This is a genomic window from Paraburkholderia sp. GAS42 (genome assembly GCF_050436565.1).
GTDB lineage: Bacteria > Pseudomonadota > Gammaproteobacteria > Burkholderiales > Burkholderiaceae > Paraburkholderia.
In genome coordinates this window covers 26,333-39,903 of sequence record NZ_JBNDML010000011.1, presented here as the reverse complement: position 1 = coordinate 39,903, position 13,571 = coordinate 26,333, and the positions used below count along the sequence as shown (strand labels likewise).

Annotated in this window: 13 protein-coding genes and 2 pseudogenes; 8 read left to right on the top strand and 7 right to left on the bottom strand. The window is 61.6% G+C overall.

Features of this window, described 5'->3' with window-relative positions; all coding sequences use genetic code 11:
• Positions 1–4: 4 nt before the first annotated feature.
• Positions 5–751 carry an SDR family NAD(P)-dependent oxidoreductase gene (locus P3T16_RS17520; RefSeq protein WP_429343219.1) on the bottom strand — a complete coding sequence of 249 codons (747 nt, stop codon included), beginning with the start codon at positions 749–751 and terminating at the stop codon, positions 5–7.
• 155 nt (positions 752–906) lie between these two features.
• On the opposite strand from P3T16_RS17520, the gene P3T16_RS17515 reads away from it, so the two are divergent.
• Positions 907–1,806 (top strand): LysR family transcriptional regulator, encoded by a 900-nt coding sequence (locus tag P3T16_RS17515; RefSeq protein WP_429343355.1) that lies wholly within the window; start codon positions 907–909, stop codon positions 1,804–1,806.
• On the opposite strand, the pseudogene P3T16_RS17510 reads toward P3T16_RS17515, so the two are convergent.
• Together P3T16_RS17510 and P3T16_RS17505 are read right to left on the bottom strand one after the other, a co-directional pair.
• Positions 1,806–2,381, bottom strand: a pseudogene (locus tag P3T16_RS17510) (nucleotidyl transferase AbiEii/AbiGii toxin family protein); the annotation flags it as partial. The gene P3T16_RS17515 and the pseudogene P3T16_RS17510 sit on opposite strands and share 1 nt — an antisense overlap.
• A complete protein-coding gene (locus P3T16_RS17505; RefSeq protein WP_429343218.1) occupies positions 2,365–3,186 on the bottom strand; it encodes a type IV toxin-antitoxin system AbiEi family antitoxin domain-containing protein in 822 nt (273 codons plus the stop codon). The pseudogene P3T16_RS17510 and the gene P3T16_RS17505, both read right to left, overlap by 17 nt.
• Before the next feature lie 1,156 nt (positions 3,187–4,342).
• Between P3T16_RS17505 and P3T16_RS17500 the strand changes: the two genes are divergently transcribed.
• Positions 4,343–4,792 carry an ester cyclase gene (locus P3T16_RS17500; protein WP_154563947.1) on the top strand — a complete coding sequence of 150 codons (450 nt, stop codon included), beginning with the start codon at positions 4,343–4,345 and terminating at the stop codon, positions 4,790–4,792.
• A 723-nt stretch (positions 4,793–5,515) separates the two neighbouring features.
• On the opposite strand, the gene P3T16_RS17495 is transcribed toward P3T16_RS17500, so the two are convergent.
• The 3 genes from P3T16_RS17495 to P3T16_RS17485 form a co-directional block, all read right to left on the bottom strand.
• A complete protein-coding gene (locus tag P3T16_RS17495) occupies positions 5,516–6,331 on the bottom strand; it encodes an alpha/beta fold hydrolase (RefSeq protein ID WP_429343217.1) in 816 nt (271 codons plus the stop codon).
• 123 nt (positions 6,332–6,454) lie between these two features.
• Positions 6,455–6,997 carry a 2,4'-dihydroxyacetophenone dioxygenase family protein gene (locus P3T16_RS17490; RefSeq protein ID WP_429343216.1) on the bottom strand — a complete coding sequence of 181 codons (543 nt, stop codon included), beginning with the start codon at positions 6,995–6,997 and terminating at the stop codon, positions 6,455–6,457.
• A 43-nt stretch (positions 6,998–7,040) separates the two neighbouring features.
• Complete coding sequence (locus P3T16_RS17485; protein WP_429343215.1) at positions 7,041–7,607, bottom strand: carboxymuconolactone decarboxylase family protein; 567 nt, start codon at positions 7,605–7,607, stop codon at positions 7,041–7,043.
• A gap of 230 nt (positions 7,608–7,837) precedes the next feature.
• Here P3T16_RS17485 and P3T16_RS17480 point away from each other — a divergent pair.
• The 4 genes and pseudogenes from P3T16_RS17480 to P3T16_RS17465 all read left to right on the top strand — a co-directional run.
• A pseudogene (locus P3T16_RS17480) lies at positions 7,838–7,975 on the top strand (helix-turn-helix domain-containing protein); the annotation flags it as partial.
• A gap of 10 nt (positions 7,976–7,985) precedes the next feature.
• Positions 7,986–8,345, top strand: coding sequence for an AEC family transporter (locus P3T16_RS17475; RefSeq protein ID WP_429343354.1), 360 nt, complete (start codon positions 7,986–7,988; stop codon positions 8,343–8,345).
• Positions 8,346–8,611: 266 nt separating this feature from the next.
• Positions 8,612–9,814, top strand: a complete 1,203-nt coding sequence (locus tag P3T16_RS17470; RefSeq protein ID WP_429343214.1) for an MFS transporter — start codon at positions 8,612–8,614, stop codon at positions 9,812–9,814.
• Between the two features lie 164 nt (positions 9,815–9,978).
• Positions 9,979–10,266: a hypothetical protein gene (locus tag P3T16_RS17465; RefSeq protein ID WP_429343213.1), complete on the top strand. Its 288-nt coding sequence runs from the start codon at positions 9,979–9,981 to the stop codon at positions 10,264–10,266.
• Here P3T16_RS17465 and P3T16_RS17460 read toward each other — a convergent pair.
• On the bottom strand, positions 10,257–11,027 hold the full coding sequence (locus tag P3T16_RS17460; protein WP_429256584.1) for a TauD/TfdA dioxygenase family protein: 771 nt from the start codon (positions 11,025–11,027) through the stop codon (positions 10,257–10,259). The genes P3T16_RS17465 and P3T16_RS17460 overlap by 10 nt on opposite strands.
• A 297-nt stretch (positions 11,028–11,324) precedes the next feature.
• On the opposite strand from P3T16_RS17460, the gene P3T16_RS17455 reads away from it, so the two are divergent.
• Positions 11,325–11,705, top strand: coding sequence for an NAD(P)-dependent oxidoreductase (locus P3T16_RS17455; RefSeq protein ID WP_429343212.1), 381 nt, complete (start codon positions 11,325–11,327; stop codon positions 11,703–11,705).
• 46 nt (positions 11,706–11,751) lie between these two features.
• Positions 11,752–13,518 (top strand): FAD-dependent oxidoreductase, encoded by a 1,767-nt coding sequence (locus P3T16_RS17450; RefSeq protein ID WP_429343211.1) that lies wholly within the window; start codon positions 11,752–11,754, stop codon positions 13,516–13,518.
• Positions 13,519–13,571 lie beyond the last annotated feature (53 nt).

The following is a 13,571-nucleotide window of genomic DNA, read 5'->3' as shown; positions in this document are numbered from 1 at the left end:
GGGATCAACCCGCCGTCTTTCCGCCATCAACGGTGAGGACCTGGCCGGTGATGAACGCAGCGCCTTCGGAAGCCAGGTACAGCACGGCCGCGGCGATGTCGTCGGGCTGGCCTACGCGCGCCAGCGGCACCTTGCCAGCCAATGCGGCCTTGTTCTCCGGCGTACCCGTAAAGCGGTCCAGCATGCCGGTGTCGGTCGGTCCCGGCGCCACGGCATTCACTCGCACGCCGTTGCCCGCCACTTCGAGCGCGGCCGACCTGGTGACGCCCTCCACCGCGTGCTTGCTGCCCGAATACAGCGTCGCGTAGGCCGCGCCTTCGTGGCCGTAGGTCGAGGAGATATTGATGACGCTTCCCATGCCTTGGGCGGTCATCACCCGCAGCTCGTGCTTCAAGCTCAGCAGCACGCCCAACGTGTTGGTGTCGAACGTGGCGGCATATTTCTCGGCCGTCACCTCGGTGATGGGACCGGGCGTACCTTCGGTGCCGGCATTGTTGACAGCCACATCAAGACGACCGAAACGGGTGACGGCCTGGTCGACGAGGTTGCGGACTTCATCGTCGTGGCGAACGTCGGCCTGCACGAACACGGCCTCGGCGCCCAGCTTCTGAAGTTCGGCTTCAAGCGCCACGCCTTCGGCGTTGCGACGCCCGGAGACGACCAGACTCGCCCCGGAATGGGCAAAAGCGAGAGCGGTAGCGCGGCCAATCCCGGTCAGCGCGCCGGTGATGAGAACAACGGGACGGCTCATGGAAAAACTCCTGTAAGGTATCGTTGAAACGCATGGATTGCATCGATGGATGAGGATATGCGGTGACCACGGATGCAAATCTACGGGCCAACCGCCTCGACGAAAAAGACTTTGTTTGCAGGCCGGCATGCCTGTCAGGCATGGGAGAAAACTCAATGGAATTGCGCCATCTGCGGTATTTCGTTGCGGTGGCTGAAGCCGGTAGCCTCACCGAGGCCGCCGAGAAGCGGCTCTATACTTCGCAGCCATCGTTGAGCCGGCAGATACGCGACCTGGAAGATCAGGTGGGCGTGGATCTGCTCAATCGCAACGCGCGTGGCGTTGAACTGACCGAGGCGGGAAAAGCGTTCATCGACCATGCGCGGCTGGCGCTGGCCCAAGTGGACGCGGCTATGGAAGCGGCACGACGCGCTGCGCAGCCTTCAAAGCCGCGTTTTGCGTTGGGCTTCCTGACCGGGCAAGAAATGACGTGGCTACCGGATGCCATGCAACTGCTGCGCCAGGAATTGCCCAACATCGAAGTGGCGGTATCCAGCGACTACTCCACGGAGCTGGCAACCGCAGTCGCGCATGGAAAACTGGACCTGGCCTTCATGCGCGCCGAGCCCGGTTACGACCTCGAATACAAGGTGGTTCGCAAAGAGCCGCTCGTCGTGCTGCTGCCCAGCGATCATCGGTTGACGGCGAAAGTAGAAATTTCCCCCGAAGAACTGCGGCACGAGAAGTTCATCGCGATGGCCGACAAGGCGAAAGTATTGCGCCAGGTCATTGACGCCTATCTGCATCGGTCGGGTGTCGAAGTCGAAATCGCCCAAAGCGTGGACAATCCGGCAATGGTGATGTCGCTGATCGCCTCGATGCGTGGCGTCACCCTGATTCCGGCCTATGTACAGGATCTGATGCCATGGTCCGTGATCAGCCGACCACTCGCTGGCGACGTCCCCACCATCGACCTGGTGATTGGTTACAGCGCCAGCAATACTTCGCCGATCCTCGAACAGTTCTTGTCACGCGTGGACGGATTGGTCGCTCGCATCAACAAGCCATCTGTTTAGTGGATGAGAATTACGCGCGCAAACCCCTGATCCGCCCGTTCGTCTTCCAGCAACAAGCCGACATCGAAAAGATCGCGCGGATGCTGCCTCGACAATGCCGCGGCCAGCTTGCCGGCATAGAGGTCGGCAAAGTTCAGCACCTGCAGCGAGGCGAAGCCAAAAGCCTCCTCGACCCTCGGGCGCACCACCATGTTCCGCGCCGGATGCACCGTGCCGCGCATAACCGGCGTCGTCTCGATCTGCACACGCGCACGGCCGCGACTGGCCACCAGTCGCGTGACGCCTGCGCCCTCGCCTGCCGACAACTGCAACTGCAGAGGGCGGGCGCGCAGCACATCGGCCAGTCGCCCGAGCGCTTCCGCAATCAGCCTTGCATCCTCGGCATAGTCATGCACCGGCAGCCAGGCCAGATCGATGTCTACCGACAGCCGCGGCAGATCGTGCTCGAACAGGTTGATGGCCGTGCCGCCCTTGAGCGCGAAGCGCGGCTCCTGTGCCAGCACCGGCAGGATCTCGACCAGCAGCCGCACGCGGTCGGTGTAGCGCCGGTCCCAATGGTCAAGCCAGGTGTTCATCAAGGTCTCCCGGCAGGGTGATCTGGTAGGTCGGATGCAGGCGCCCGCCAGGCACCAGTGCGCGCTTTCCCCGGCCCAGATCGACTCCATGCAGTGGCACGTGCGACAGCCACGCATGCCGATGGCGCTCGGCCAGCGCCAGGAACAGCCGTTTGGCCTTGATGCTGCGGCAGTGACACAGCAACAGGCCGACCCGCTGCGGCCGCAGCGTGGTCAAGGCCTGCATCAGCGCATCGGCCTCGTAGACCAGCGCTGCATCCGAGACGCTATCGCACAGCTCCAGCATGGCTCGTTCGGGCGTGGAGCAGACCAGGGCATCGGTGCCAGGCGCGGCCCGGTGCCAGGCCAGCCCTTGCTCGGACAGCGTCTTCCCGGATACCTCCGCCGTGAACGACAAGGGAGGCAGATCGAACGGCCCCCTGCTCAGGAACTCGAAACGCTGCTCCAACGGCAGCTTGCCGAGCCAACCCGGTGGCCGCTCCGGCCCATACAGGGTGATTGTTCCGGCATCGCCCAGACGCAGGTAGTGCTCGTGCCCCTGCAGGCTCAGTGCGAAGCGGCCGCCGACATGCAGCGGCATCCCCTCCCCAACCTGCAAGCTGCGAACCACGCCCTCCCATTGCAGGCGGCCGCCCTTGCGCATGTAGACGCCGCGTACAGACGACACCAGCCAGCCGCTGCTCACATAGCGCGCGACGAGGCTGTTGGAGTAGCCGTGTGCCCGCAGCCAGCGACTCGATATCAGGCGCGTGTCGCCCAGTTCGGCCAGCAGAAGGTTCAGTTTTCCTGTATTTTGATCACTCATGGTGCTCAAAATACAGTTTTTATAAACTTTTTTGCCAAGCTGAGACGGTTTAACTAAAAGGTAAAAAGATCACAGTGATCTTATTACGATATGTTTGGGACTGTTGCGTTTTTCGGGCAACCGGCGACAGTAGTTCAAGGCTTCCAGCCGAATTCTGCGCAACAGAAACGGCCACGCATGCGACGCAACGGTTCCTGCTGGTTTTTCCTTGCAAAACTTTACTCAGGCGTCGATAACCGCTGACACTGGCCATTTTCTTTGTCCCGCAACGCCGCGCCGTAAGTGCCAAGAATCAACATTTTTGAATGCGCTTCTCCGAAGTTGACCCGCTTGCAAGGCCGCCACTTGGCTACCAGGCGCGCTGGGATGAAAGAGGTTGTCAACGGGTCCGCTTTTAGAATGCTCGCCGGCCCATACTCGACTACGTCAGCCCCATGATATGGCGTCCGAGAAGGGACCCGTTTGGGTCACCCAGAACTCGCTTCCCGCTGTCAGCTTTCGCAGCGGCATGAGACCTCCGCCGAAGACTCATCGGCCCCGCACGGCGCCACAGGGACTTTGGGAACAACGTCTACCGCCTGGCAAGGGAGTTCTGTTTCGACAGGTTCGATGATGGCAGCCAGACCAGTCTCCAATCTGACATGGCGTTCGAACAAGGCGAGAAGTTCAGGGCGCAGTCCGTCGCCGCGTTGTGCTGCAAGAGCGTGAAGCGAGAGAAATGGCAACATGGTCGAACTCCAGTCGATGAAAGACAGGCGAGCACGATGAGGATGAAAGAATTAGCACGTCGGGCGCCTGCGAGATAGGTGTGGTTCGGACGCGCCGCGCGTCGTCCGACGACCTCGGCTAGTGCGGGATCGAATGCTCAAGCTAGCGCAGCAGATCGGTACAGGCACTCCGTTTCTTGCTGTTCAATTGCGATGAACGTAGAGCCACGCTTAACGCACACAGTTATGCGGTTTTGTCGCCTTTGACCGCTGGCGCGGTTGCCTAAGAACGGCACACCATAGTCTCCATAGTCACCACAAGCCGCATGGCGGTTCTTCGAGTATTGCAGCAAGAAACGGGGGCCGCTGACTGCTCGCGCCAATATTGTTCACGCAGAGAGGGGCGATCGTGCATCTCTCTTTCAACCACAGTCAATGAGGAATTCACCATCTCCAAGGAAGATGACAACAAGGCCATCGTGGGCCGCTGGTTCACCGATTTCTGGGGCAAGACCTGCAACCTCGAAATCGTCGACGAGCTTGCCGCTCCTGACATGCTTCTGCGCTACTCGCTGCACGAGCCGCGCCGTGGCCGCGAGGACATCAAGGCATTCATGACCGATTTCCGCGAAGCATTCCCGGATCTCAACTTCTGGGGCGCCGCTGATCTCATCGCCGAGGGGGACTATGTAGTCGGTCGTTGGGAAGGTGGCGGCACGCATACCGGTCCGGCATTCAGCGATTTTCTCATTGGATCGTTGCCGGCTGCGACCGGACGAAAAATGCGCTTCACTGGCACGACTGTGCTCCAGCTAAAAGACGGCAGGATCGTTGAAGAAATCGGCCTGGACGACGGCGTGACCGCTCTGCAGCAACTCGGACTCATCAAAACAGCGTGATCGACGGCACGATGCGTCCGATATGTTTGGGCAACGCCATGTGCCTCTAACGCTACAACGGGCCGGGTACACCACGGCCCGTTGTAGCCCGTGACGCCAACCGCGAAGGTCAGCCCTGGTGCCAAGAACAGTCATTCGAAGCGACAGCGTCGGCCGTCGCTTCCTGGCCGCCCGTCGCCCTGCGGACATGGCGCAAGTTGATCTGCGCTTTGCGCTAGACCTAATGTCAGCGGGGGCGCTTCTCGTTCGAGCCAGTTGGCATGTTTTCATTCGCTTCGCGGAAACCCTCGCCCGATGAGCTTTCGCAGAATCTACTTTCGTGCGACCCGTTGAGTTGATACGTCGTCGGCTCAAACATGCCGAGGTCGCACCATACGCGAACGCCGGTGACGCCCGTGTTGTCGGTGAACTAGTTGGGATCCTAACGAACGCCGCGCACCTGTGTGACGGTCCGGCCTGGCGCCTCGATACCGACCTCCACGCGCGAGAACCCTGCGTTGTGCGCATTCGTCAGCGCCTTGCCGGCTACCCGTGGGATTACTATGGAAGCGCTTCTCACTAAGCCCCTCGGAGTAACACGGGGGCTCGCAGACTCGCTTTCGAAACACGCACGCAATTGACCGGACGCCGAGCTGGCAGTACCTCGCCGAACCCTGCATGAGCCCCATCCGCGAGCTGGGTAAGGACCGGCAAGCGACAACCGCTCGTGCCTGCTGCGCTGCGTCACATGAAGAACCCAGCCAACGCACGAGCCACTGCGACAGCGTCATTTTCCATGGGAATGTGGCCCGCCTTGGGAATCCGGACAAGCTGCGTGTTCGGGATCTCTTTGGCGAAGCGCTCCGCTTGCTCGACGAGCTGGAAGCTGTCGTCTTCGCCCCAGACGAGCAGCTTTGGCGTCTGCGACGCGCGAAGGCGCGGCAACAACTCCATCGTGTAACGATTGTCCGCGGCACCGGCAAAGGCAAGCCACGACCGTGCAACGCGCGGGTCCGTCCAGGGTTCGAGATACTCGGTCACCTCGCTTTCCGTTGTTGGCCTGGCCAGTGCCGTGAGGACTGACTTGCGACGGGCAGCAAGGATATCCTCCGTCGTCGTCGCAGCGGCCACCGCCGGATCGCGGAACCGGGCAACGCCGGGCACCGGCCACGAATCGAACATCACTGCATTGACGAGTGCGAGTTTGCTGACCTCTATCTTCCCATCGACCAGCACCTGCTGCGCAATGCCCCCGCCAATGTCGTGCCCTGCGACGCCCACCGGTCCCACGACACCGAGCGCATCCAGGAAGCGCGGCAGCCAGGCCGCCAAAGCGGGAATCGAGGCATCCGCAATCGTCAGCTCGCCACCCGAGCGGCCGGAGCCAGGGAAATCTACCGCGATGGGGCGTAATCCGGCGGCGGCCAGGTCGTCTAGCACCGGCTGCCATACCCGGCTCCAATAGGTGCCGTGCAGCAACAACAAGACGGATCCTGCCGGGTCGCCAGCGCTCAGGTAGCTGACCGGTACGCCAGCCACGTCAACAGTTCTTCGTTCCATGGTGAAAATCCTCCGTTGCAGCCCGTGGTGTCGGGCGATCGAGGTGCCCGGCCGCCGCCGCGCATAGGCACATCTTCGTTCGTGCTTTCGCGGCATCCGAAAATTCGCACATAACGAATACGCTTAGCGAATGAACTGCTTTACGTAGTCGGCGCCGAGGCCGATCTCTTCGTAATGCCTGCGAGCCGCTTCGATTTTCGTGAACACATCTTCGTATCCCACTGCCGTGCCTTGGGGATCGACGTAGGTGTACCCGCCCGTGACGTGGAACCACGTGATCATCTCTTTTACGTCCTCGGGCACGTACAAGGTGTGCGTCTCGCCTGCCGGCTCGTGTGCGTAGCCACCCTGCTCCGCAACCCAGTCGTGCTCGAGGTAATACCATCTGCCTTTCAGAACGATCGCGTGCACAGGCCCGGTATGGCGGTGGCGCGAGAGCACGCCGGACTGGCGCACTCTAAGCAGATTGACGTAGTAGCCCTGGCTGGCGCTGAGAAGCAGCGGCTTGAACGAAACAGTCGGCGTCATCGGCACCCAAAGGTTATCGTCCTCCAGCCATTTGTCGAGTACGCCCAAATGCACGATGTCGGGTGACATGTCAGGAGGTTGAGGCAGCTGATAAGGGATAGCACGCTCATCAGGCTTTCTTGCAGTTGTGCTGGTCATGCTATGGGACCTCCATAAGATATCGGCGCACCGTGCGCACGGGTCAGGCGGCGGACTTTACCGGCATCGTCCACTCGTTGCCCTTCATGAACGGATCGTACTGCGTATGTACGATGTGGTTTGTATAGTTGCTCATGACCTTCGTGGCAACTCCGAGTATCACTTCAAGCACGTTCTGGCGCGTGAAGCCGGCGGCGAGAAATACCTCGAAATCTGCGTCAGAAGCAAAGCCGCGTTCGCGTACGACAATCGTCGTGAAGCGATGCAGGGCTTCAAGCTTCGGATCAGGCAGAGGCTCTCCATCGCGCAGCGCGGAGATGACAGCGGGATCCATCTTGATCATCCGGGCAAGTGCCGAATGGCCGGCCATACAGTAATGGCAATTGTTTTCGAAGTTCGAGGTCAGGTAGACGACCTGCTGCTCATGCGGGGTAAGCGTGCTCCTGGCAAAGAGGTCCCAGAGGGCGGAGTAGCCGGCAAGGAGCTCGGGCGATTCGGCCATGTGAGACTGGAGATTCGGCACAAAGCCAAAGGTCTTTTTCGCGTCTTCCAGGGCGGGTTTCGAAGCGGCCGGTGCGGTCTCCATCGTGTACGACGGGAACGTGCTCATGATCTTTTCCAAACGGGAAATTCGTGGTATCCAGATGATGCGCGCGGCGTCACGCCGGCAGAAGACCCTCGAGGCACATAACATCCATTCCTGGCAGGCATAAGACGTTCAATGCGCCTGCCATGCCTGATGTCAGTCAGACTGCGCCAGAAAGCGGCAGCACATTGAGAAAGGTCGGCTCCGAGCCGGCGCTCCGGAAAAAATGGGTGCTCTCACCGTGCGGGAACAGAATGTCAGATATCGTCAGCAGTATGCGAATATTCGTCCGCGTGGTCGAAACCGGTTCCTTCACCGCCGTCGCGAAAGAGAACAACGTGACGGCTGCGCAGGTTTCGCGTGCAGTCACGGCGCTGGAGCAACAGTTGCAGGTTGCCGGATTTGCTATCCCAATCGCTCAACATCATTGGCAGCACGACGGCCGGTCTGGCGTTGTTCTCGACCGGGCTTGTGCTTGCGGCGCAGCCGTTCAAGCTCGACGCGCAGGCGGGTTTCGGCGTTTTGTTGAGTAACGTCGTGCAACCGCTGATTGCACTGGCGCTCGTCAGCCTGCTAGCCGTGCCGAAAGCTATCGCTGGACAGGCGATCCTGCTCGCGGCGATCCCCTGCGGGTCTTTCGGCATTCTCTTTGGCTTGCCGTACGGTGTCAGCGACGCGTCTGCGGGAACGACGCTTGTCGCTTCGAGCCTGCTATCCGCCGTGACGCTGAGCGGCACCATCGTCTTGCTGGGGCACCTGTAGCGCGCCGCAGTCGTCGTGCTTGAAAGCAGGTCTGTGTGACGCGATCACGCGAACGATGACGCTCCCCATGAAAAATCGCCCTTCGGCGAACGCGTCGATATTCCGCCCGGGAATGAAGTCTATTGCCCGAGCCTGTCTTCTGCCCTGCCGCAAATGCATCGAAAATTCCGCCATCCCCTGCACTTGATTCGCAGCCTGTCGTTATCGCAAGTAGCGGCAGGCGCTCGTCACACATTGCCCGTCAACCCGATACGAGACAGAGCCCCATGAGCACGAACCTCGCTTTCCCGGCCCGCTCCGGCACCGCGCCGACGATGGCGCGCAGCCTGATCCTGCTGTTCGCATTCAGTTGCGGCGTGATCGCCGCGAACCTGTACTACGCGCAACCCATCATTTCGCTGATTGCGCCCGACCTGCACATGTCCGAAGGCACCGCGAGCCTGATCGTCTCGCTCACGCAGATCGGCTACGCCGCCGGGCTGTTCTTCCTCGTGCCGCTCGGCGACCTGGTCGAAAACAAGCGGCTGATGATCATCAGCGCCGTGCTATCGATTGCAAGTCTCGCTGCTGCCGCTACGCTGGACGAGCCGGGTCTCTTTCTCGGGATCTCGCTGTTGATCGGCTTCACGTCGGTTACGGTGCAACTGCTGGTTCCGCTCGCCGCGCATTTCGCGGCGGCCGAGACGCGCGGCCGCGTGGTCGGCACGATCATGAGCGGGCTGCTGCTCGGCATTCTGCTCTCGCGTCCGATCTCGAGCTTCATCGCCGGGCAGTTCGGGTGGCGCGCGGTATTCGGCTTCGGCGCAGTCGTGATGACGCTCGTCACGGTGCTGCTGGCATTGACGCTACCGGGCCGGCGTCCCAACCATTCGGCAAGCTATCTGCAACTGATCCGTTCGCTTGAGCGCCTCGTCGCGACGCTGCCGGTGCTGCGCCAGCGCTCGCTGTACCAGGGACTGATGTTCGGCTCATTCAGTCTGTTCTGGACCGCGGTGCCGATCGAGCTGATGAACCACTACCACCTGTCGCAGACGGCGGTCGCCGTGTTCTCGCTGGTCGGCGCGATGGGCGCGACGTCCGCGCCCATCGCAGGGCGCCTCGCCGACGCCGGCCACGCGCATCGCGCAACGGCGTTCGCGCTCGCGCTGGCGGCGATCAGCTACCTGCCTGCCATGCTGGTTCCGGGCCTCGGCGTGTTCGGGCTGGTCGGCACCGGCCTGCTGCTCGACTTCGCGGTGCAGATGAACCTGGTCCTGGGCCAGCGCGAAATTTACCAGCTCGATCCAAAGAGCCGCAACCGTCTGAACTCGATCTACATGACGAGCGTGTTCGTCGGCGGCGCCGTCGGCTCCGCAATCGCGAGCACGCTGTACAAGCACGGCGGCTGGACTTGGGTCACGGTCGTCGGCATGCTGTTCCCGCTGCTCGCACTCAGCCGATTTCTGTTTGCCGAAAAGCCCGCTCAATAAATAACGACCTCGCTCGAGCGCTACGCAAGGTGCGAGGCCGCGCGCCTGCCCGGTAGCGGTCCTCGTAGCAGGCTGCGCCGCAACGATGCAGGCTATGCCCGAGGCGCCGCGGGTCGCAGAAGAGAACGGCATCCGGCAATCCATGCCTGCGATGAAAGCCGGTTATGCCCATGACGGCCTGTTGTAGCCCGCCGCTTGCCGCGATGATGAAGGCGATCCCGGGGCGATCAATCCGCGACAGGAATGGCGACATGAAGATAGTGGTGGCGAGCGCATCCGGATCCAACGGAAACGGATATGGCAAGCTTCTGGCCTTCTCGGGCGATGGCGCGCCGTTCGGCGCGTTCAACGACGACGTTGCCGCGTTTCCGCAGAGCGCGCGGCGCGTCGTCGGCAAGATGGAGATTTTGCGCGGGCCGGCATGTCCACGGGCCAAGGTCCCTCAGATCTGAGCCTTGCCCCAGTACACGCCATCCGCCCGTATCGTCGTTCGATCCAGAATGCGATGCTGATCCACCGAGATCGGCGTAGCGCGGTGGGCAACCCGGAAGTTGTCGGCAATGACGACATCGCCTTCGCGCCAGTGATGGACGTAAGCGGCACCTGCGCGGGAGAGGTGATCGTTCAGATCGGTCCGCAACGCCATGAACTGTTCGGGCGTGTAGCCGACGACGCTGCCGGTAAGGCCGACGTTGAAGTAGAGCGACGGCTCGCGTGTCGCAGGATGCCGCATGACGAGCGGATGTTTTATCCCGTTTCGATGCAGCGTGACGAGGCCGTCGATTGTGTGCTTCCTCTCATCCGGCAACGCCCTGTACGCCTCCCGAAGATCGGCAAAAAGCGTCTCGCCACCATTGGCCGGTTGCGCGACCAGATACCAGATCGAGATAGGCGTGACCTCCGCACGGAACGAACCGTCGGAATGCCAGTAGCGGCCAACGTTCGTATGACCTTCCGCGGGGCGGCTGGCCACGCGAAAGATTTGCGGATATTCGGCCAACTGTCCTTCGCCCGGCGAAAACGTCTCGAGCGTGCCAAAGACCTCTGACATCCTGACCTGCCCAGCAGGCGGAAGCTTCTGATTCCGGATGACCAGCAAGCCATGCTCGAGAAGCGCCGTACGCAACCCGTCCACATCGTCTTGCGTCAACGCGGTCAGGTCGGCCTCCTCGACGTGCGCTCCAAAGCCCATATTCATCGCCGTGATCTTCATCGCCCCTCCGATTGTGCCAGCCGTTCCAGGCCTCTGCCGTTGGAATGCGACCGCGAGTCGATGCAGGACATGCTAGCGAGGGGGAGGTCAGCCGAGTAGTGCCGGGCGCGGCATATGATTCATTCCTGGGGGCAATGCCGCGCTGCGGGACCAGGTTTCACGAATTCGGTTGCTTTCATCGTGGCCATCTGAATCCTCCAGGGATGAGCACCGTACAAGGCGGCAATCGCCAGGGAGCGGTGGGCAAACACCGATGCACGGCGGCTTCCACCCGGCGCCGCACGGAACGGCGAGAAGATGTGGATCGATGGCCGGCAATGGATCTCCGATTTCCTCTCCATTCACGTGCGCCTCAGTGCACGCACGCATCACCTCGTTGGCGCCGCCGAACTGGCGAAGATGAAACCGACGAGCCGCCTGATCAATACCTCTCGCGGCCCCATAGTCGACGGTACCGCGTTGCTCGACGCGCTCAGGACGGATCGGATCGCCGGCGCGGCGCTGGACGTCTACGACGTCGAGTCCCTTGAAAATCCCCATCCGTTGCGCGAGCTGCCCAATGTGCTCGCCACGCCACATATCGGCTATGTGTCGAAGAAGCTGTACCGGACGTTCGACGGCGATACGGTCAAAAACATCGTTCGCGGCCATAAAGCGCAACGCTGTCACGAGGCGTAACATGGCTATCTCCGATTGAGCGGAACCCGCCGCCAGGAGGATCACAATGAATAGCGACTCCCACCCGGACAGCGGTGCATCCCCTCGCGATGACGAATTCAGTTCGAACGGAGCCCCGAACGAATTGAGCAGCGAGGATCCCAGCGTGCGGGGAAACCCTCGCTACTATCAACTCTATCCCACGCTGACCGATGCGGACATCGACAGGATGCGGCGCTTCGGAACGATGCGTCGCTGTCCTGCGGGTGACTATTTGTACCGCGCGGGAAGCGTGAGTCCCGGCATGTTCGTGTTCCTCTCCGGCGCGGTACGCGTCATCGGTCGAGACGGTCTGGGACGTGAGCGGGTCGTGCGCGCGAGAATGCAGCGCGGAGAATTCAGCTCCGACATAGGCCAGCTGTCCGGCAAGACTGCCCTCGTGGATGCACGCGTGCTCGAAGATCTCGAAGCGCTCGTGCTCCCCGCGGAAGGATTGCGCGCGTTGATGGTGGCCGAGGCCGAACTCGGCGAACGGCTCACGCGCGCCCTCATTCTCAGACGCGTGGCCGCGATCGAACGAGGCGATGGACCGGTTCTCGTCGGCGCAAGCGACAATCCCCGCATGGTGTCACTGTGCAATTTCCTGCGGCGAAATGGGCATCCGCATGTTGCGCTCGATGCCCAGCATGATCCGGAAGCGGTCGCCTTCGTCGAGCGACTCGCCCCCGGGCTCGATGATTTCCCGCTCGTGATCTGTCCAAACGGCGCGTTGCTGCGCAATCCCGACGAACTGCAACTCGCCTCATGCCTGGGATTGATGCCCGAGTTCGATCCCGCACACGTCTACGACGTCGTGATCGTCGGCGCGGGGCCTTCAGGGCTCGCAGCGGCCGTCTATGCGGCATCGGAAGGTCTTTCTGCAGCCGCGTTCGATTGCAGGGCGCCGGGCGGCCAGGCCGGCACCAGCGCGCGCATAGAAAACTATCTGGGGTTCCCCACTGGTATCTCTGGCCAGGCGCTGGCCGGCCGGGCCTTCCATCAAGCCCAGAAGTTCGGGGCGCATATCGGGATTCCGTGCGAAGTCAAAGCGCTCCATTGCAGCAAGCGCCCCCTTGCCGTCGAGCTCGCCGACGGCCGGCACATCATGACACGTTCCGTTGTCATCGCAAGCGGCGCAGAATACCGCCGCCCGTTTTTCGACGGACTCGCGCAATTCGAGGGTCACGGCGTCTATTATTGGGCGACGCCGATCGAAGCAAAGCTTTGCCGCAACGAACCGGTACTGGTCGTAGGCGGTGGCAATTCCGCCGGGCAAGCCGTCGTCTTCCTGGCTTCTTTTGCCGCGCACGTTCATCTGTTCATCCGCGCCGCGAGCCTCGACCTGAGCATGTCGCGGTATCTGAATGAACGCGTCATGTCATTGCCTAACGTGACACTGCATCCGCGCGTGGAAATCACCGCGCTCGAGGGCGGCGAACGGCTCGAACAGATTCGTTACCGCTGCCGTATTTCGGAAACTGAAGCGTCGATCCAGTGCCGCAACCTTTTTATATTTATGGGTGCGGAACCCAATACCGGATGGCTTCGCTCATGCGGGGTTTCGCTGGACCGCAAGGGATTCGTCCTGACGGGAGCCGATATCGATGATGGCGTGATCCGGCAGCTTCCGCTGCAAACCAGTGTCGACGGCGTATTTGCCATCGGTGATGCTCGCGCCGGCTCGACCAAACGGGTCGCCGCTGCTGTTGGCGAAGGAGCCGCCGTAATCGCACAGATCCACCAGTTTCTCAGCGCGCAACGGCAATTTTCGAAAGCGAACGCAACGCACACCTGATGGATACCCGCTTTTTACCGGAGTCCGGACGCCGGGTTAAGGCGTCCGGACCT